The sequence below is a fragment of the Salinimicrobium sediminilitoris genome (assembly GCF_020866905.1).
Taxonomy (GTDB): domain Bacteria; phylum Bacteroidota; class Bacteroidia; order Flavobacteriales; family Flavobacteriaceae; genus Salinimicrobium; species Salinimicrobium sediminilitoris.
The window spans coordinates 236,659-254,745 of record NZ_JAIVCC010000002.1 but is presented as its reverse complement, the minus strand read 5'-3'; the positions used below and the strand labels follow the sequence as shown (position 1 = coordinate 254,745).

The window sequence follows — 18,087 nt, the reverse complement described above, 5'->3', positions numbered from 1 at the left end:
CATATGAAGAAAATATCGATTTTATTACTCGGTTTACTAACACTGGCCTCATGTAAAAATGAGCCCGAGGAAACTGTAGCCGTAGTTGAGGAAGAGCAAACAATTGAGCCGGTAACCAACGAAGCCATGGAATCGGCGGTTATTTATGAAGCCAATATAAGGCAGTATTCTCCCGAAGGAACGTTTGATGCCTTCACCAAAGATATTCCGCAGTTAAAAGACCTGGGAGTAAAAGTGATATGGCTAATGCCAATATATCCAATTTCTGAAGTTCGTAGAAAGGCTACTAATGATCTAAGTATTGAGGATATCGAAGATCCTGAAGAAAGGAAGAAATACCTTGGCAGTTATTATGCTATTGCAGATTATACTGCGGTAAATCCTGAATTTGGCACCAAGGAAGATCTTGATGAACTGGTTGAAACTGCTCATGAAAACGGCATGTATGTGATCCTTGACTGGGTTGCCAACCACACCGGCTGGGACCACCCATGGCTGGAAGAAAACCCCGATTTTTATACTCAGAATGAACAAGGGGAGCCTGTAGATCCACTAAACCCGGCTACCGGAGAATCATGGGGATGGACAGATGTTGCCGACCTTAATTATGACAATAAAGAGCTGTGGGAAGCAATGACCGCCGAAATGAAGTACTGGATCGAAGAGCACGATATCGACGGCTTTAGAGCTGATGTTGCCGGAGAAGTGCCTACAGAATTCTGGGACCAGGCAGTGCCACAACTTCAGGAAACCAAACCTGTGTTTATGCTGGCAGAGTCTGAAGATAAAGATCTTTTCCACAACGCCTTTGACATGGGATATAACTGGGAAGGCCATCATTTAAAGAACCAGATCGCGCAGGGAAAAGCCACTGTGGAGGCCTGGGATGAGTACATGAAAAAGATCGATACCACTTACCAGGAGGATGATTATCTTATGAACTTTGTAACAAATCACGATGAGAATTCATGGAATGGAACAGTTCGCGAGAGAATGGGAGATGCCGCCGAAGCTATGGTAGCTCTTACATACAGCATTCCCGGGATGCCATTAATCTATAGCGGGCAGGAGTATGACATGGATAAAAGACTCAGGTTCTTTGAAAAAGACACCATTTCTAAAACTAAAGGCGTGATGTGGCCACTTTTGGAAAAACTGGGTCAGCTTAAAAACCAGAATAAAGCATTGCATGGAGGCAAGGAAGCAGCAGCTTATAACAGGCTGCAAACTTCAATGGATAAGCAAATCCTTGCTTTTGAAAGATCAAAGGGAGGGGAAAAGTTGATCTACATCGCCAATCTTTCAGAAAAACCAGCCGATTTTACCCTTGAGTTGGAAAATGAAATGCAACCTTATCTTGGAAAAAAAGATTTTAAAAAGCAGAAAAATGACCAATATCATTTCGGCCCTTGGGAATATGTAATATTAGCAGATAATTAATAAATTGCCCAAAAAAATATAAAAAAGCCTCAAAAATGGGGCTTTTTTCTTTTTTATTAACCGAAAACGTTTGAGAAATTTAATTGATTAGGTTATCTTATGGAATTGAAATAGCTTTACACTGATGTTAGAGAAAATAAAAAAAATCGGGGTATTAACTTCTGGAGGAGACGCTCCCGGAATGAATGCAGCAATTCGAGCTGTGACCCGAAGTTGTGCTTTTTACAATATAGAATGTATAGGAATTTACAGAGGATATCAAGGTCTTATTGAAGGGGATTTTGAGTTACTTACTGCCCGCTCTGTAAGAAATATAATTAACAAAGGTGGGACATTTCTTAAATCTGCCCGCTCCCAGGAATTCCGAACAGTAGAAGGTCGTGCAAAGGCCTATAAAAATCTAAAGGATGCCGAGATTGATGCTCTTGTGGTAATAGGTGGTGACGGTACTTTTACCGGAGCTATTCACCTGGAGAAGGAACACGGTATGCCGGTAGTTGGGATTCCCGGCACCATTGATAATGATATCAACGGGACCGATTATACTATAGGATATGATACCGCTTTGAATACAGTGGTTGATGCCATTGATAAAATAAGGGACACTGCCAGTTCTCATGACCGTCTTTTCCTTGTGGAAGTAATGGGTCGGGATGCCGGTGATATTGCTTTAAATGCCGGAATTGGAGCCGGAGCCGAGGAGATTCTCATTCCCGAAGAGGATATGGGGATAGAAAGGATGCTGGATTCTCTTACCAAAAGCCGAAAATCGGGTAAAACCTCCAGTATCATTGTAGTAGCCGAAGGTGAAAAAAGTGGTAAGAACATTTTCGAACTTGCCGACTTTATTGGAGAGAACCTTACAGATTATGATATTAGAGTGTCGGTACTGGGGCACATCCAACGGGGTGGAGCACCAAGCTGCTATGACAGGGTTCTTGCCAGTAAACTTGGAGTAGGGGCTGTAGAGGCTTTACTGCGGGGAGAAACCGGGGTTATGGTAGGGATTACACACAAATTAGTGACATCGGTGGATTTTGAAGTTGCTATAAAAGGCTCTAAGCCATTAGATAAAGAATTGAGACGGGTGTTGAACATCACCACCATATAATTTAAATTAAATTTCAAATATTATGAGTACTAAAATAGGAATAAACGGATTTGGTCGAATTGGAAGGATCGCCTTCAGAATTGCCAGTGAAAGAAATGATGTTGAGGTTGTAGCAATTAACGACTTGCTTGACGTTGACCATTTAGCATATCTTTTAAAATATGACTCGGTTCACGGAAGGTTCAACGGAACTGTTGAGATCGAAGGAGGAAACCTTGTTGTGAATGGAAAAACTGTTCGTATTACTGCCGAAAGGAATCCTGAAGATCTTAAGTGGGATGAGGTAGGAGCCGAGATCGTGATGGATTGTACCGGTATTTTCACAACAAAAGATACTGCGGCAAAACACCTTACTGCAGGTGCCAAAAAAGTGGTTATCTCTGCGCCATCTAAAGATGCGCCAATGTTCGTGATGGGAGTGAACCATCAGGATATTACGGCAGATGATAAAGTGGTTTCTAATGCTTCATGTACCACTAACTGTCTTGCGCCACTAGCTAAGATCGTTGATGATGAATTTGGACTTGTAGAAGGTCTTATGACTACTATTCATGCAACTACTGCTACTCAAATGACAGTAGATGGTCCTTCTAAGAAAGACTGGAGAGGTGGTAGAAGTGCACTTCTAAATATTATCCCTTCTTCTACAGGAGCAGCCAAAGCGGTTGGAAAAGTAATTCCAAAACTGGATGGAAAACTTACAGGTATGGCATTTAGAGTTCCTACTGCCGATGTTTCTGTAGTTGACCTTACAGTAAGAACAGAGAAAGCTGCTTCTTACGAAGAGATCAAAGCAGCCTTCAAAAAAGCTTCAGAAGGAGCCTATAAAGGAATCCTTTCCTATACCGAAGAGCAGGTAGTATCTCAGGATTTTGTATCCAATGCCTACGTTTGTAACTTCGATGCAGGAGCAGGTATCGCTCTTAATGATAACTTCTTTAAGTTAGTGGCATGGTACGATAATGAGTATGGATATTCAGCTAAATTAGTAGACTTGTCTGCTCACGTAGCTTCACTTAAATAATTAATAAAAAAGCCCTGCCTTTGGTCAGGGCTTTTTGATACTTCCTATTATGATTTTAATAGCAGACGGAGGCTCCACTAAATGTGACTGGATCTTACTTGATTCGGAAGGTGAGCAAATAATGAAAACACGCACCAAAGGACTTAATCCTGCAGTGTTCAAGACAGAAGTACTTCAGGAAAGACTGGAGGAAAACCTTGACCTTAAACAGGTAAAAGAAAAGGTAGAAAGAGTCCATTTTTATGGTGCAGGATGCGGAACGGCAAAACCCACGGCCTTATTAAAGGCCATTCTAAGCACTTATTTTTCGGGTGCCAGTGACGTTAGAGTACAGGAAGATATGGTCGCAGCTGTTTATGCAGTTACAGATAAGCCTGGAATTGTATGTATTCTTGGAACAGGTTCCAACAGTTGTTATTACGATGGGAAAACCGTAAGAACAGCAGTAGATTCTCTGGGATATATCTTGATGGATGAAGCCAGTGGAAATTACTTCGGGAAAAGGCTTATACGCGATTACTATTACAAGAAAATGCCAAAAAAACTGGCTGATATTTTTGAAAAAGAGTACGATATATCATCAGATTCTATTAAGGAGAATATCTACAAAAAAGATAGCCCTAACACTTATCTTGCTCATTTTGCGGAATTCATCTTTAAAAATGAGAGAAATGGATATTTCTATCAACTTATCGCTGAAGGAATGCAGAACTTTATTGAGCACAGGGTACTTTGCTTTAAAGAAGCCCAGAATGTGCCTATTCACTTTGTAGGTTCCATAGCTTATTTTTCCCAGGACATAATTAAGGATTCTTTGCAGCCATACCGGCTTGAACCTGGTAACTTCGTGCAACGTCCTATTGACGGGATCATTGATTACTACAGGAAACACTTCATAGGAAAATAGTTTTTTCTTTCACAACTTTTAGAGAACGGCTGCCTAGATGGGCAGCCGTTTTCATTTATATACGTTTCAAAAATGGCATTTTGGAGAGGTTTTCATTTTGAATAAATCATAAATATTTGTTTAAAAAACAGGGCTCCCGCCTTAACCCGAAATTTTTACTACATTTAGTCAAAGATTTTTTTAATGCTGGTTAAAGTTTACGGAAGTGCAGTTTTTGGTGTAGAAGCCACCACCATCACGGTGGAAGTAAACGTAGACACCGGCATAGGATATCATCTCGTTGGGCTTCCGGACATTGCTGTGAAGGAAAGCAGCTTCAGGATTGCTGCCGCACTCAAAAATGTTGGTTACAATCTCCCCGGAAAGAAAATTACAGTAAATATGGCACCGGCCGATCTTCGGAAGGAAGGTTCAGCATATGACCTCACTTTTGCCATGGGAATTCTCATGGCTTCAGGCCAAATTAAGGCCACCAACATTGGCGACTATATCATCATGGGCGAACTTTCCCTTGACGGAAGTCTGCAGCCTATAAAAGGGGCTTTACCTATAGCAATAAAAGCTAAGGAAGAAGGATTTAAAGGTTTTATACTTCCGAAGCAGAACGTAAAAGAAGCCGCAATTGTTAGTGGACTGGAGGTGTACGGAATTGAAAATATAGATGAAATAATCCGCTTTTTTGACCGGGGGGAGCAGCTGGAAAGAACTGTGATCGATACCCGGAAGGAGTTTTATCAGGAGCTGGAAAATCCTGAACACGACTTTGCCGATGTTAAAGGTCAGGAGTCTATTAAACGCTGCATGGAAATCGCTGCCGCAGGTGGACATAATATTATTTTAATTGGTCCACCCGGGGCAGGAAAAACTATGCTGGCAAAACGATTACCGAGTATTTTGCCTCCCATGACCTTAAATGAAGCTTTGGAAACCACAAAAATTCATAGCGTAGTAGGGCGGGTAAAAGAAAGTGTGGGCTTAATGGCACACAGGCCTTTTAGGAGTCCCCATCATACTATTAGCGACGTTGCGCTGGTTGGCGGCGGAGCTTATCCACAGCCGGGAGAAATTTCGCTATCCCACAACGGAGTCCTGTTTTTAGATGAACTTCCCGAATTTAAGAGGAGTGTACTGGAAGTAATGCGACAACCTTTAGAGGACAGGGAGGTAACAATTTCAAGAGCCAAATTCACGGTGACTTATCCTTCAAGTTTTATGCTGGTCGCCAGTATGAATCCCAGCCCCAGCGGATACTTTAATGATCCGGGTTCGCCGGTAACGTCCTCTCCTTCAGAAATGCACAGGTACATGAGCAAAATAAGCGGGCCTTTGCTGGATAGAATAGATATTCATATCGAAGTGACTCCGGTTCCATTTGAAAAGCTAAGTGAGGACAGGCGGGGGGAAAGTAGCCTTGACATAAGAAAAAGAGTGACAGCCGCAAGGCAAAAGCAAACCGACAGGTTTGAGGATAATGAAAAAGTACATTATAACGCGCAAATGAGCGTGAAGCAAATCAGAGCACATTGCAGCCTTGACCCAGATTCAATGAACCTGCTAAAGGTTGCGATGGAACGGCTAAATTTATCGGCCAGGGCTTACGATCGCATTCTTAAGGTCGCACGCACAATTGCAGATTTAGAAGATTCAGAAAAAATTAAAGGAGCTCATATAAGTGAAGCCATTCAATACCGTAGTCTGGACAGGGAAGGATGGCTGGGATAAAATTACCTATGAAAAGAACGATATTATTATTGTGGATTGCCGCATTTGCGGCCGTAAGTTGTAAAGGAAATGATGAATCACAAATGGCAGAGGAACCACAACAGGACTCTACTCTTGTGGATGAAGCTGTAGCCATGCTCGAACCCTCAAAAGCCATAGCGCTAACTGTAGACGAAGCCAATAAGCTGGCGCAGCTACCATTGGATTGCATTAATGTGGAATATCCAAATAAACTCAACCAGACCCTTTCTGGGGCGGATGATATTGGGGAACCCCAGGAACTGCATCCTGCTTTTTACGGCTGTTTTGACTGGCACTCATCGGTACACGCCCACTGGACGCTGGTAAGTCTTCTGAAGAGATTTCCGGAGATGAAGAGGGCAGAGGAGATACGGGAGAAGCTGAAATCTTCTTTGACAGCCGAAAACATTAGGGAAGAAGTAAAATACTTCAGCCGCAAGGAGGAGAGTACTTTTGAACGCACTTATGGCTGGGCGTGGGTATTAAAACTGTCTGAAGAACTTGGAAGATGGGAAGATCCCATGGCCAAAGAACTTCACCAAAACCTGCAACCGCTTACCGATCTTATGGTTCAGAAATTTAAAGAATTCCTTCCAAAGCTTAACTATCCCATTAGAGTAGGGGAACATACAAATACTGCTTTTGCACTGGCTCTGGCCCATGATTATGCAGTCTCGGCTGAGAAGGAGGAGTTGCGGATGTTGATCGAGAAAAGAGCTAAAGATTACTATTTAAATGATGACGATTGCCCTATTGAATGGGAGCCAAGCGGATTCGATTTTCTCTCTCCCTGCCTGGCCGAGGTTGATATCATGCGGCGTGTGCTTCCCAAAAAGACCTTTGACCTGTGGATGAAAGATTTTCTTCCGCAGTTGCGCAACAAAGATTTTGATATGGAACCTGCTGAGGTTACCGACAGGACCGATGGGAAACTGGTTCACCTGGATGGCCTTAACTTTAGCCGTGCCTGGGTTCTTTATGGTCTGTCCCAACAATATCCCGAAAATTACGGGCACCTGCGAGCTTTGGCGAATGATCACGTGATGTATTCGTTCCCCAATTTGGTAGGCGACAGCTATGAAGGAGGACACTGGTTGGGAACCTTTGCATTATATGCTATACAGGAAAGTAATAAGGAAATTTGATACAATGGTTTAAAAACCTGGGGCCGGGAGTGCTGGTCTCGGCAGCTTTTATTGGTCCCGGTACTGTAACTGTTTGCACCCTTGCCGGGGTGGAATTTGGTTTCTCCCTGTTGTGGGCATTACTGCTTTCAATTGTTGCCTGTTTAATATTACAGGAAATGGCGGCCCGGGTTGGTCTCGTCACCCAAAAGGGTTTAAGTGAAGTCATAAGAGAGGAAATAGGGAATCCATTTTTCCGAAGCCTGTCGATCCTGCTCATCTTTGCCGCTATTGTGATTGGAAACGCCGCTTACGAGGCCGGAAACATTTCTGGAGCTGTACTAGGGGTCTCTGCAGTTATTCCTGTGCAGGTTCTGGATTTGGGAATATTTTCAATCAATATATGGAGCCTTACTATTGGACTTATAGCTTTCTCATTGCTGGCCATTGGCAATTATAAAGTTCTGGAGAAAGTATTTATTGGACTGGTGGCAATTATGAGCATTTCCTTTTTGGTCACCGCTGTCATTACAAAACCAAATCTTTCTGAAGTTTTGCAGGGTTTATTCATTCCCCGAAACGGAGGTGCAGGAATTCTCACGGTAATGGCACTCATAGGAACAACTGTGGTCCCTTATAATCTTTTTTTGCACGCGTCGCTGGTAAGTGAAAAGTGGAAAGATAAAACCAGCCTAAAAACAGCTCAAAAAGAGCTTTTTTGGAGCATTAGTCTCGGCGGACTAGTTTCTCTCGCGATCGTTATTACAGCGGCAGCTTCGGGAGTTGTCAACGTTAACACTGCTGTCGATCTTGCTGCAGGCCTCGAACCTGTCTTTGGAAGCTACGCCACATGGTTCATAGCCTTAGGCCTTTTTGCTGCAGGAATAACCTCTTCCATTACTGCTCCTTTAGCTGCGGCTTACGTGGTAAGCGGTTGCATGGGATGGAAAAAAAGTTTAACTTCTAGAAGGTTCAAAATGGTTTGGGCAGGGATCCTTTTATTGGGAATGGTCTTTTCTTCATTGGGTTTTCAGCCGGTTGAGATCATCAAATTTGCACAGGTAGCCAACGGGATATTACTTCCGGTGATTGCATTCTTTTTACTTTGGGTGGTAAACAGGCGTGAATTAATGGGCAGCGCTAGAAATTCACTTAAGCTAAATATTTTGGGCTTCGCAATAATTGCCGTTACCATTTTCCTCGGGGCACGGTCCATTATTACTGTTCTTGAAAGTTTTTACTCATGAAAAAAATACATATCAATTGCGATCTGGGAGAAGGAGGGGAGTATGATAAAAAGCTCATGCCGCTCATTTCTGCCTGTAATATTGCCTGTGGCGGTCATGCGGGCACTTTGGAAACCATGCATCACACTGTGGATCTTGCTATGGAGCATCGCGTAGAAATAGGAGCGCACCCTTCTTATCCCGATAAAGAGAACTTCGGAAGGAAATCAATTCCCATGGAAAAGGACGAGCTAAAACGATCCCTGGTGGCCCAGATTATGAGCCTCAAGCAAATCACAGAGGCCGAAGGAGCATTGCTTACTCATGTGAAACCGCATGGAGCACTTTACAATGATGCTTTCGACAATGCTGAAGTAGCCGAGGTTATTTTAGAATCAATTCTTGAATTTGGGAATGAACTCGTACTTTATGCAGCCGAAGGTTCTGTGATAAGCCAACTGGTGAATGGCAGGTTAAAGGTGAGATTTGAAGCCTTCGCCGACAGGAATTATAATCCAGATGGTAGCCTGGTAAACCGACAGGAACCGGGTGCTCTTATCACCGAAAAAGAGCAGGTTTTGGAGCACTTGCTTTCCATGGTTTACAATGGAAAAATCACCTCTCAAAAAGGGCAAAAAATCGATACTTCTGCCTCTACTTTTTGTCTTCACAGTGACACCCCAAATTCGGTCGAAATTCTCGAATATTTACACCGGGAATTATCTTTTCGAAATCTTGAAATTTACAAAGCCTAATGCAGGAATATCCGAAAATAAAAAGGCTGGGGGAGCGGGCAATTCTCCTGGAATTCGAACCGGAAATTTCTTCAGAAATATTAAAAAAGGTCCTCAGAGTAAAAAAATTTATTCAGGAAAAATCACTTAAACAAGATATTGAAGTAACAAACACATTTAATTCATTATTAGTTAGTTACTCGCCATCCATAGAGGATGCCTATGGTGAAATTTTTAGGCTTTTTGAAGAGTTTTCGGGAGCGAAGATAAGCTTTAAATATGAAAGAAGATTATTTCACATTCCTGTGTGTTATGATGAAAGTTTTGCTTTCGATCTTGAAGAAATTTCCCGGGCAAAAAAGTTTTCAAAAGAGGAAATTATTGGCCTGCATTCCTCGGTAGATTATCTTGTCTATTTCACCGGTTTTTTACCCGGATTTTTATACCTGGGAGGCCTGCCCGAAACTCTTCATTTTTCCCGTAAAATTCACCCCCGGCAAAGTGTCCCAAAAGGGGCTGTTGGCATAGGGGAAAAACAAACAGGAATTTATCCTCAATCCAGTCCGGGGGATGGAATATTATCGGGAATTCTCCTGTTCCTCTTTTTGATCCAACTGCAAATCCACCCTGCGAAATTCGATCGGGGGATATGATTCGGTTTTATCCTGTGAGTGTAGAGGAGCATGAGAAGATAAAGGAAGAAGTGGAAAGAGGTAAGTTCAGTTTTAAAATAGAAGAAAATGGCTGAAGCAGAAATCATACAGCCGGGGCTCTTTAGCAGCATTCAGGACCTGGGTAGATTAGGTCTTAGGAAGTTTGGAGTACCTGTAAGTGGCGCCATGGATCAACAGGCAGCAGGTATGGCCAATCTTATGCTTGGGAATGAACCTGATGCTGCAGTGTTGGAAATCACTTTACAGGGGCCAAAAATGAAGTTTACGGGGCCAACTCAAATAGCTATTACAGGAGCAGATCTATCTCCTGATCTTGACGGAGTAAAGCTGGAGAATAATAAAGTTTATAATGTACAAACTGGACAGGTGCTTTCTTTTGGAAGAAGAATTTACGGGTACAGGGCTTACCTGGCTGTGAAAAACGGATTTCAAACAGAAATGCTGCTCAAAAGCAGAAGCTGGAGTCCCGGCATCACTCCGCATAACCGACTGGAAAGAGGTATGAAATTACCCTTTTTGGAGAGTGAGGAGAGGAGTAGTGAAAAGAACGCTGCAGTAAAGCCGGATGCCTATATAACTTCAGCGGTTATTGAAGCTTTTCGGGGACCGGAATATGAATTATTGTCAACTTCAGAAAAAGAAACTCTCGAAAAAGGCCATTTTTCAGCAGCAAAGGAGAGCAATCGCATGGGGATTCAATTTCAGGAGAAATTGGAAAACTCCCTGCAGCCTATTTTAACAGGTCCTGTGCTTCCGGGAACGGTGCAATTAACGCCTTCAGGAATATTGATCGTATTGATGAGAGATGGGCAAACTACGGGCGGTTATCCAAGGATCCTTCAGTTAAGCGAAGCTGGGATTAATACACTGGCACAAAAGTTACCGGGAGAAAAACTTCAGCTAAAGTTGATTAAATACAAGTAGATCAAATAAATAAGAAGGTGTCATTTTACCTGTCACTTAAATTACCCTACAATCTTTAAGCTGCCTGGGAATGACACCTTCCTGTAAGTGGAAATTGTTGTGTAAACATAATTAAAACCGCGCTGACAAAAGCCTGAGCATTAAATATTTACTGTTTTTGGATTAAGATTTATATCATTAGCGTTAATAGCTTAACCAATTGAAAACTAAATGATTTCTGCCTGCTATAGAATATTTTAAAAGCAGCAGGGAAAGGAATATCTTTGTAAAAAAAAAGAAGTGATAGATTCTGCAAAAATTGAATTAAGAAACCTGAGTGTTAAGGATTACAAGGAATTAAAGATCTCTATGATAGAGAGCTATGATGCCATGCCTAACGAATACTGGAGCGAGAAGGAGATCAAAAATCTTATTAAGAAATTTCCCGATGGGCAGTTCTGTATTATTATCGACGAGAAGATAGCCGGTTGTGCCCTTTCAATTATTGTAGATTACGACAAATTTGATGACAATCACACCTACGAGCAGATCACTGGAGGAGAGAACTTTTCTACCCACACTAAAAGTGGGGACGTTCTATATGGAATAGATGTCTTTATACATCCCGAATTCCGCGGTATGAGGCTTGGACGCCGGCTCTACGAGGCACGTAAGGAACTTTGTGAACAATTGAATCTTAAAGCTATCATCTTTGGAGGTCGTATTCCTAACTACGCCGAGTTTGCCGAAGAGCTTACTCCCAAGCAATATATTGAAAAAGTAAAGGTAAAGGAGATTCACGACCCGGTGCTTTCTTTTCAGCTTTCCAATGATTTTCACGTAAAAAAGGTAATAAAGGGCTACTTGCCGGGAGATTACGAGAGCAAGGAGTTTGCTACCCTTATGGAGTGGAATAATATTTACTACACAAAACCCGATAAGCTAATCAATACTGCTAAAACGGTAGTGCGCCTCGGCCTGGTGCAATGGCAAATGAGATTGTTCAAGGATTTTGACGCTCTGGTGTCACAAATAGAATTCTTTGTGGATGCAGTAAGTGATTATCAAAGTGACTTTATCCTATTTCCCGAGCTGTTCAATGCTCCTCTAATGGCCGAATATAACCATCTAAATGAAGCTGAAGCCATTCGCTCCCTGGCCTCCTATACAGATAAACTTCTTGAAACCTTTGTCGACTTTGCCATTACTTATAACATCAATATTATTACCGGCAGTATGCCGCAGATCATTGGCGAGCATATGTATAATGTTGGTTATTTATGCCGTCGCGACGGGAGTTATGAGCGTTATGAAAAACTGCATATCACCCCGGCCGAAGGTTCTGCCTGGGGAATGAAAGGCGGAAGCATGGTGAAGACGATGGATACTGACTGCGGAAAGATTGGTGTCCTCATTTGTTACGACGTTGAATTTCCGGAATTGGGCCGTTTATTGGCAGAGCAGGGGATGAACATTTTATTCGTTCCTTTCATGACCGATACCCAGAACGGCTATTCCCGAGTTCGACTATGCGCGATGAGCCGGGCCATTGAGAATGAATGTTATGTTGCGATTGCCGGTTCTGTAGGTAATTTGCCGAAGGTGAACAACATGGATATCCAGTATGCACAGAGCGCGGTGTTTACGCCATCGGACTTCTCATTCCCTGTGAACGGGATCAAAGCTGAAGCGACTCCAAACACAGAAAGTACCTTACTTGTGGATGTTGATCTTGACCTGCTTAAGGAGTTACATAACTTTGGAAGTGTACGAAACCTGAAGGATCGCCGAAAGGACTTATATTCTTTAAAGCTGAAGAAATAATTAAATTCTCTTCATTACCTTTTTTATAAGAGGCAGTTTCCCTGCGTAAGGAGCATAACGCAACGGGATGTCAATCCAAGTCCCACGTTTGCTAATGCTCTTTTTGTGGGTGAAAGTGTCAAAGGAGAATTTGCCGTGGTAGCCGCCATAACCGCTGCTGCCAACTCCGCCGAACGGCAGATTTTTATTTGCAATATGCACCACCACGTCATTGGAAGCACCGCCTCCAAAACGGTATTTTTTGAGAATTTCTTCTGAATAGTCTTTATCTTCGGCAAATACGTAAAGTGCTAGAGGATCGGGATAATGGTTAATGATCTTTTCAATTTCTGTTTCATCTGAAAATGTCAAAATTGGCAGGATTGGTCCGAAGATCTCGTCCTGCATTACTTCAGAATCTAAAGAAGGCTCATTTAAGAGCGTTGGAGCCATGTAATTGTCCTCCGGGGATGTCTCACCGCCTGTGATGAACGTTTGGCCCTCGAGCATGGCCTGAAGCCGCTCAAAATTCTTTTTATTGATGATCCTGGCATAATCGGGAGACTTTTTTATGTCTTCTCCAAAAGCTGCTTTGATTTCTTTTTTTACAACCTCTGTGAATTCAGTTTTTTTCTTTTTATCGATGAGAATATAGTCTGGAGAGATGCAGGTTTGTCCGGCGTTGATGAATTTCCCCCAAACAATTCTTTTGGCTGCCAGTTCAATCTTAGCCGATTTGTGAATGATACAGGGGTTTTTTCCGCCAAGCTCGAGGGTTGCCGGAGTGAGATTTGGAGCGATGGCCTTTGCAACGATCCTTCCCACGGGAACGCTTCCGGTGAAGAAAACATAATCCCATTTTTGCTGCAGGAGTTCCTCTGAGGTTTCAACACCTCCCAGGACAACTGTGGCCTGTTCCTCAGGGAAAACTTCAGCAAAGATCTCTTTTGTGAGTTGAGAAGTGGCAGGAGCATATTCGCTCGGCTTGATCACTACAGTATTACCTGCTGCCAATGCTCCAATAGCCGGAGAAACACTCAGCTGAAAGGGATAATTCCACGGTGCCAGTACCAGTACATTTCCATAAGGCTGGGAATAAATATAATCTGTCGAAGGAAAATTCAGGAAGGTGCTTTTTACCTTCTTTGGCTTTGCCCACTTTCCTAATTTCTTGATGGTGAATTTTAGCTCGCTCAAGATGAGAGCAGTTTCTGTAGCGTAAGTTTCAAATTCAGGTTTTCTAAAGTCGGCAAAAAGTGCAGCAGCAATTTCTTTTTCCTTACTCTCAATAAGTTCTTTAAGAGCTTTTAGCTTATCTATTCTTTCTGAAACATCAAGAGTATGACCTGCCTCAAAAAAGGCTTTTTGAGAGGATAATAATTTTGGGATATCAACTTCTGCTGCGGTTTTAATTTCTTCGGCCATTAATTTTCCTTTTAAATTACAACATTTTGACGAAAGCTGAAATTTTGGAATTATTTTACGAAGCTAATAGGCAAACCAAAGCTGGTAGCTTGAGGGGCTCCAAAAAAGCGTGCAGGTTCCCATCTGGGCATATTTGAAAGCACCTGGACAGCTACGGCATTGTACCAGCGCGGGGCACCGTCTATTACCTGAACTTCTTCTATGATCCCTTCTTCGTTTATAGTAAAGATCACTGCCACTTTTACTGTTGTGCCTCGTTTCTGTTTCTCGGGAATTGGAAGATTATTTTTTAAATAGGTCTGTAATTCTGCATTTCCCCCGGGAAAGGAAGCGGGGATCCAGTAAGGGAAATGTTCTATTTCCTCACCTTTTTCATTCCAAACAGTTCCCTTTTTAAACTTGTCTTTTTTAAAGAAGTCATGGCGTCTTTTTGTTCCATCTTTCCACCTGGCAATCAATTCCCCATGTCTTTCCCCGTTTTTATATTCTATTTCATAAAAAGGTTCTCCTGTTTTATACCAGAATTTATGTCGGCCTTCGTTGACTGCTTTTCCATCTTTAAATGAGAGATACTGTATGGCGGAAATACTGTCATTCATCCTGAAAGTTTTTCTGATAATATCGGCATCTCCCGCTTCAATTTTTTCTTCAATTTTGTAGTAGGAGGCGAGAGAAGGATCTGTTACATTTTCATAATTCTGGTCCATATAAATTTTCTCCTGTGCCGTAAGGAGGTGGACCGAAAAAAGTAAAGCTAGCGTAAAAAGCTTGTTCATTGGAAAAGTATGCAAATAGAGTTGGTTAATCAATTATAAAATTTTATGTACAGGCATCCCAAATTGGATCCTGAGGCGGAGGTGCAATAATCTCAAGTCTTTCCTTTTTTACCGGATGTTCAAAAATGAGTTTTCTCGCGTGCAGGTGAATGCTCCCGTCTTTGTTGCTGCGGTCAAAACCGTATTTGAGATCTCCTTTAATTGGGCAGCCAATAGCAGACAACTGACTTCTGATCTGGTGATGTCTTCCCGTATGCAGGTCGATCTCCAGGAGGAAATAATTGTTGAGGCTCTTTAGCAGGCGATACTCTAAAATGGCTTTTTTAGAATCGGGTACTTCCTTGATGTGGGCGTAAGATTTATTCTGTTTTGGATTCCGCTTCATGTAATGCACCAGTGTGTCCTCCTGTTTTGGCGGCGGATTTTTTACAATTGCCCAATAAGTCTTCTTTGCGTCCTTTTCTTTAAAGAGTTTGTTGAGGCGGGGAAGGGCTTTGGAAGTTTTGGAGAAAAGAACGATTCCGCTGGTGGGGCGGTCGAGTCGGTGTACAACTCCGAGATAAACATTACCCGGTTTGTCGTACTTGATCTTGATGTACTCTTTTACCACTTCGCTTAGCGGCACATCGCCGGTCTTATCTCCCTGTACTATATCCCCCGGACGTTTATTTACAATGACCAAATGATTGTCTTCGTGAAGTACCTGAAGGTTTTGCGGAGTGGAAATTATTTTGTGTTCCAAAAAAGCAATTTTAAATAGTCTTTACAATTTCCTTTTTAAAAGGATTTCTTTCCGGTTCCAGATCCAGGGAAGCTAATAGGTCATGGAAAGCAGGCAAGTCTTTCCTGCCTACTAATTTAGTGCTGATCTTCAACTTTTCATGAGGTGTCAAAAATATGATTTCATCAGCAAATTTTTTGATCCGTGTAACTTGAGAAAGATCTATTTTCTTTTGCTGAAAAATTAAATTTCGAAAAAGAATATTCCCCTCGATCTTTAAGTATGAATACTTCAGTTTATAGAAGAATTGAAAAAGATATAAAAGCCCGATCGCCGTGAAACCGTACCTTATAAAACCATTGGATCCATAAAAAAAACCGGATAACCCAAGCACTAAGTATAAGATCCCAAAAATGAGATCTGCCCAGAGGTATTTTTTTCTGTATTTAGTTATCATTTTTCAGAAGTGATAGAGTGTTCTGGAAGGGATCAACCACAGCGCAAATAAAGTTATAAAAATTTTAAAGGCAAATAAGGTCCGGTATACAATTCCGAAGTTGAGCCAGTTGAATAGGAGATACGAGAGGGTAAGTAATACAGCTTTTCCTATTCCCATACCTCTTAAGAATTGACCGGAGACCAACCGGTAAACGGGTTTTCCTGAGATTCAAGTTGAAGGGCACCTAAGACCCGGTATAAATCACTGATCGATTCTTTATCAATGATTGAGGTGTTGATGCTGAGATTTTTTTGGGGAGTTACTAATTTTATCCTTCCGGGTAATGATTGAATATTTGTGATATTGTCAATTTTAATGACTCTCTTTATAAAGAAATATTTTGTCAGCATTCCATTTTCAATACTCAGATATCCAAATTTGCGCTCAAGAAAGAAACTACTAACCATTAATATTCCCAGAATTAGTTGAATATAATGCACAAAGTCTGCTGTTCCTTCATAGGCTTTTAAGGCACCAAAAATGACAAAAGGAGTACCTAAAAAAAGATTAAAATTGGATCGATTTTTTGTATACCTGATTTTCATGGAAAAAATCTAACTTCTAAATTCTAAAATCTGTCTTCTAATATTGTTCTTCGTCTGATGGGAAGTTCCTGCTCTTTACATCATCACGATATTGTTCAAATGCTTTTGTCATTTCTGAATATAAGTCAAGATACCTTCTCAAAAACCTTGGGTTAAATTCGTGGGTCATACCAATCATATCATGAACAACCAGCACCTGGCCGTCGACTCCGTTTCCGGCACCAATTCCAATGACAGGAATCGTAAGGCTTTCTGCAACTTCTTTAGCCAGTTTGGCAGGTACTTTTTCCAGCACAAGAGCAAAACAACCGGCTTTTTCCAGCATTAGAGCATCATTTTTCAATTTTTCGGCTTCGGCTTCTTCTTTTGCGCGAACTGTGTAAGTCCCGAATTTATAAATGGACTGTGGGGTTAATCCAAGGTGACCCATTACCGGGATACCGGCGTTGAGGATACGTTTAACTGAATCTTTAATTTCTTTTCCACCTTCCAGTTTTACTGCATGTCCACCGCTTTCTTTCATGATCCTGATCGCCGATCGCAATGCTTCTTTTGGATCGCTTTGGTAACTTCCGAAGGGAAGATCTACAACCACCAAAGCGCGCTCAACAGCTCTAACAACACTCGCCGCATGATAGATCATTTGATCCAGGGTAATTGGCAAAGTTGTTTCATGTCCCGCCATTACATTACTGGCCGAATCTCCAACCAAAATGACGTCTATGCCTGCACCGTCAACGATCTTAGCCATAGAAAAATCATAGGAAGTAAGCATAGAGATCTTTTCTCCCTGAGACTTCATTTCGACCAGTGATTTGGTGGTGATTCGTTTGAACTGTTTTTTAGCGACTGACATACGGTTGGTTTTAAATTCAGGTAAAAGTACTAAATTACCCTAAAACTCAGCACATGAAGAAACGTGTATCCACAGCCATTTTTCTGCTATTAGCAACAGTTGTTGTTGCTCAGGATCCTATAGAAGAAGATAAAGTTCAAAGAGTTGTGGAAACCTTTTTTGAAGGATTCCATGCACGTGATTCTACTATAATGAAATCGGTTTTTCATGAGAACCCTGTTATTCAGACTATTGGAAGATCGAAGACCGGGGAAACAGTCCTGGTAAGGGAAGAGTTGCAGAAGGTGTTAAAAGGAATAGTGGGTATTCCTTTAAAAACCGATTTTAAAGAAGTCCTGCATGATTATGTCATTAAAATCGATGGAAACATGGCCAATGTATGGACGCCCTATTCTTTTTATATGGATGAAACTTTTAGCCATTGCGGAGTAAACAGTTTTCAGTTGCTGAAGGTGGAGGAAGAATGGAAGATCATTTATCTAATTGACACCAGGAGGAAAGAAGGTTGTGAGGAGAAAAAGGTGAAGTGATTGCGGGTTTCGGGTTGCGGGTTGCCTGTTCCAAAGTTCTACGTTC

At 41.8% G+C, this 18,087-nt stretch carries 16 protein-coding genes and 1 pseudogene; 12 read left to right on the top strand and 5 right to left on the bottom strand.

What is annotated here, in order from left to right; translation table 11 throughout:
• Positions 1-3: 3 nt before the first annotated feature.
• The 11 genes and pseudogenes from LA313_RS02905 (at position 4) to LA313_RS02855 (ending at position 12,710) form a co-directional block, all read left to right on the top strand.
• Entirely contained in the window at positions 4-1,440 is a 1,437-nt protein-coding gene (locus tag LA313_RS02905; protein WP_228913113.1) for an alpha-amylase family glycosyl hydrolase, read from the top strand.
• 124 nt (positions 1,441-1,564) lie between these two features.
• Positions 1,565-2,551 carry a 6-phosphofructokinase gene (gene pfkA / locus LA313_RS02900; protein WP_228913112.1) on the top strand — a complete coding sequence of 329 codons (987 nt, stop codon included), beginning with the start codon at positions 1,565-1,567 and terminating at the stop codon, positions 2,549-2,551.
• Positions 2,552-2,573: 22 nt separating this feature from the next.
• A complete protein-coding gene (gene gap / locus LA313_RS02895) occupies positions 2,574-3,575 on the top strand; it encodes a type I glyceraldehyde-3-phosphate dehydrogenase (RefSeq protein ID WP_228913111.1) in 1,002 nt (333 codons plus the stop codon).
• A 49-nt stretch (positions 3,576-3,624) separates the two neighbouring features.
• Complete coding sequence (locus LA313_RS02890; protein ID WP_228913110.1) at positions 3,625-4,482, top strand: BadF/BadG/BcrA/BcrD ATPase family protein; 858 nt, start codon at positions 3,625-3,627, stop codon at positions 4,480-4,482.
• Positions 4,483-4,665: 183 nt separating this feature from the next.
• The gene (locus LA313_RS02885; protein WP_228913109.1) at positions 4,666-6,204 is read left to right on the top strand and encodes a YifB family Mg chelatase-like AAA ATPase; all 1,539 of its coding nucleotides are present in this window, start codon (positions 4,666-4,668) and stop codon (positions 6,202-6,204) included.
• An 8-nt stretch (positions 6,205-6,212) separates the two neighbouring features.
• Complete coding sequence (locus LA313_RS02880; RefSeq protein WP_228913108.1) at positions 6,213-7,370, top strand: DUF2891 domain-containing protein; 1,158 nt, start codon at positions 6,213-6,215, stop codon at positions 7,368-7,370.
• A complete protein-coding gene (locus LA313_RS02875; protein ID WP_228913107.1) occupies positions 7,367-8,596 on the top strand; it encodes an Nramp family divalent metal transporter in 1,230 nt (409 codons plus the stop codon). Before LA313_RS02880 ends, LA313_RS02875 begins: the two co-directional genes overlap by 4 nt.
• Positions 8,593-9,330: a 5-oxoprolinase subunit PxpA gene (pxpA, locus tag LA313_RS02870; protein WP_228913106.1), complete on the top strand. Its 738-nt coding sequence runs from the start codon at positions 8,593-8,595 to the stop codon at positions 9,328-9,330. Before LA313_RS02875 ends, pxpA begins: the two co-directional genes overlap by 4 nt.
• Positions 9,330-9,880: pseudogene (pxpB, locus tag LA313_RS02865) on the top strand (5-oxoprolinase subunit PxpB); the annotation flags it as partial. The gene pxpA and the pseudogene pxpB, both read left to right, overlap by 1 nt.
• 169 nt (positions 9,881-10,049) lie before the next feature.
• A complete protein-coding gene (locus tag LA313_RS02860) occupies positions 10,050-10,907 on the top strand; it encodes a 5-oxoprolinase subunit C family protein (protein WP_228913104.1) in 858 nt (285 codons plus the stop codon).
• A 279-nt stretch (positions 10,908-11,186) separates the two neighbouring features.
• Entirely contained in the window at positions 11,187-12,710 is a 1,524-nt protein-coding gene (locus LA313_RS02855; RefSeq protein WP_228913103.1) for a bifunctional GNAT family N-acetyltransferase/carbon-nitrogen hydrolase family protein, read from the top strand.
• On the opposite strand, the gene LA313_RS02850 is transcribed toward LA313_RS02855, so the two are convergent.
• The 5 genes from LA313_RS02850 to panB form a co-directional block, all read right to left on the bottom strand.
• A complete protein-coding gene (locus LA313_RS02850) occupies positions 12,711-14,114 on the bottom strand; it encodes an aldehyde dehydrogenase (RefSeq protein WP_228913102.1) in 1,404 nt (467 codons plus the stop codon).
• Positions 14,115-14,164: 50 nt separating this feature from the next.
• Positions 14,165-14,890, bottom strand: a complete 726-nt coding sequence (locus tag LA313_RS02845) for an energy transducer TonB (RefSeq protein WP_228913101.1) — start codon at positions 14,888-14,890, stop codon at positions 14,165-14,167.
• Positions 14,891-14,933: 43 nt separating this feature from the next.
• Positions 14,934-15,632, bottom strand: coding sequence for an RluA family pseudouridine synthase (locus LA313_RS02840; RefSeq protein ID WP_228913100.1), 699 nt, complete (start codon positions 15,630-15,632; stop codon positions 14,934-14,936).
• A gap of 600 nt (positions 15,633-16,232) precedes the next feature.
• The gene (locus LA313_RS02835; RefSeq protein ID WP_228913099.1) at positions 16,233-16,655 is read right to left on the bottom strand and encodes a hypothetical protein; all 423 of its coding nucleotides are present in this window, start codon (positions 16,653-16,655) and stop codon (positions 16,233-16,235) included.
• 37 nt (positions 16,656-16,692) lie between these two features.
• On the bottom strand, positions 16,693-17,511 hold the full coding sequence (panB, locus tag LA313_RS02830) for a 3-methyl-2-oxobutanoate hydroxymethyltransferase (RefSeq protein ID WP_228913098.1): 819 nt from the start codon (positions 17,509-17,511) through the stop codon (positions 16,693-16,695).
• A gap of 53 nt (positions 17,512-17,564) precedes the next feature.
• Between panB and LA313_RS02825 the strand changes: the two genes are divergently transcribed.
• A complete protein-coding gene (locus tag LA313_RS02825) occupies positions 17,565-18,041 on the top strand; it encodes a nuclear transport factor 2 family protein (protein ID WP_228913097.1) in 477 nt (158 codons plus the stop codon).
• The last annotated feature ends 46 nt before the right edge of the window (positions 18,042-18,087 follow it).

Excerpts from the sequence above, each read along its gene's own strand:
- LA313_RS02880 (WP_228913108.1), top strand. The coding sequence starts at position 6,213 with ATGAAAAGAACGATATTATTATTGTGGATTGCCGCATTTGCGGCCGTA.
- LA313_RS02885 (WP_228913109.1), top strand. The coding sequence starts at position 4,666 with ATGCTGGTTAAAGTTTACGGAAGTGCAGTTTTTGGTGTAGAAGCCACC.
- LA313_RS02835 (WP_228913099.1), bottom strand. The coding sequence starts at position 16,655 with ATGAAAATCAGGTATACAAAAAATCGATCCAATTTTAATCTTTTTTTA.
- LA313_RS02850 (WP_228913102.1), bottom strand. The coding sequence starts at position 14,114 with ATGGCCGAAGAAATTAAAACCGCAGCAGAAGTTGATATCCCAAAATTA.
- LA313_RS02905 (WP_228913113.1), top strand. The coding sequence starts at position 4 with ATGAAGAAAATATCGATTTTATTACTCGGTTTACTAACACTGGCCTCA.
- LA313_RS02890 (WP_228913110.1), top strand. The coding sequence starts at position 3,625 with ATGATTTTAATAGCAGACGGAGGCTCCACTAAATGTGACTGGATCTTA.
- gap (WP_228913111.1), top strand. The coding sequence starts at position 2,574 with ATGAGTACTAAAATAGGAATAAACGGATTTGGTCGAATTGGAAGGATC.
- pxpA (WP_228913106.1), top strand. The coding sequence starts at position 8,593 with ATGAAAAAAATACATATCAATTGCGATCTGGGAGAAGGAGGGGAGTAT.
- LA313_RS02845 (WP_228913101.1), bottom strand. The coding sequence starts at position 14,890 with ATGAACAAGCTTTTTACGCTAGCTTTACTTTTTTCGGTCCACCTCCTT.
- LA313_RS02860 (WP_228913104.1), top strand. The coding sequence starts at position 10,050 with ATGGCTGAAGCAGAAATCATACAGCCGGGGCTCTTTAGCAGCATTCAG.
- pfkA (WP_228913112.1), top strand. The coding sequence starts at position 1,565 with ATGTTAGAGAAAATAAAAAAAATCGGGGTATTAACTTCTGGAGGAGAC.
- LA313_RS02825 (WP_228913097.1), top strand. The coding sequence starts at position 17,565 with ATGAAGAAACGTGTATCCACAGCCATTTTTCTGCTATTAGCAACAGTT.
- panB (WP_228913098.1), bottom strand. The coding sequence starts at position 17,511 with ATGTCAGTCGCTAAAAAACAGTTCAAACGAATCACCACCAAATCACTG.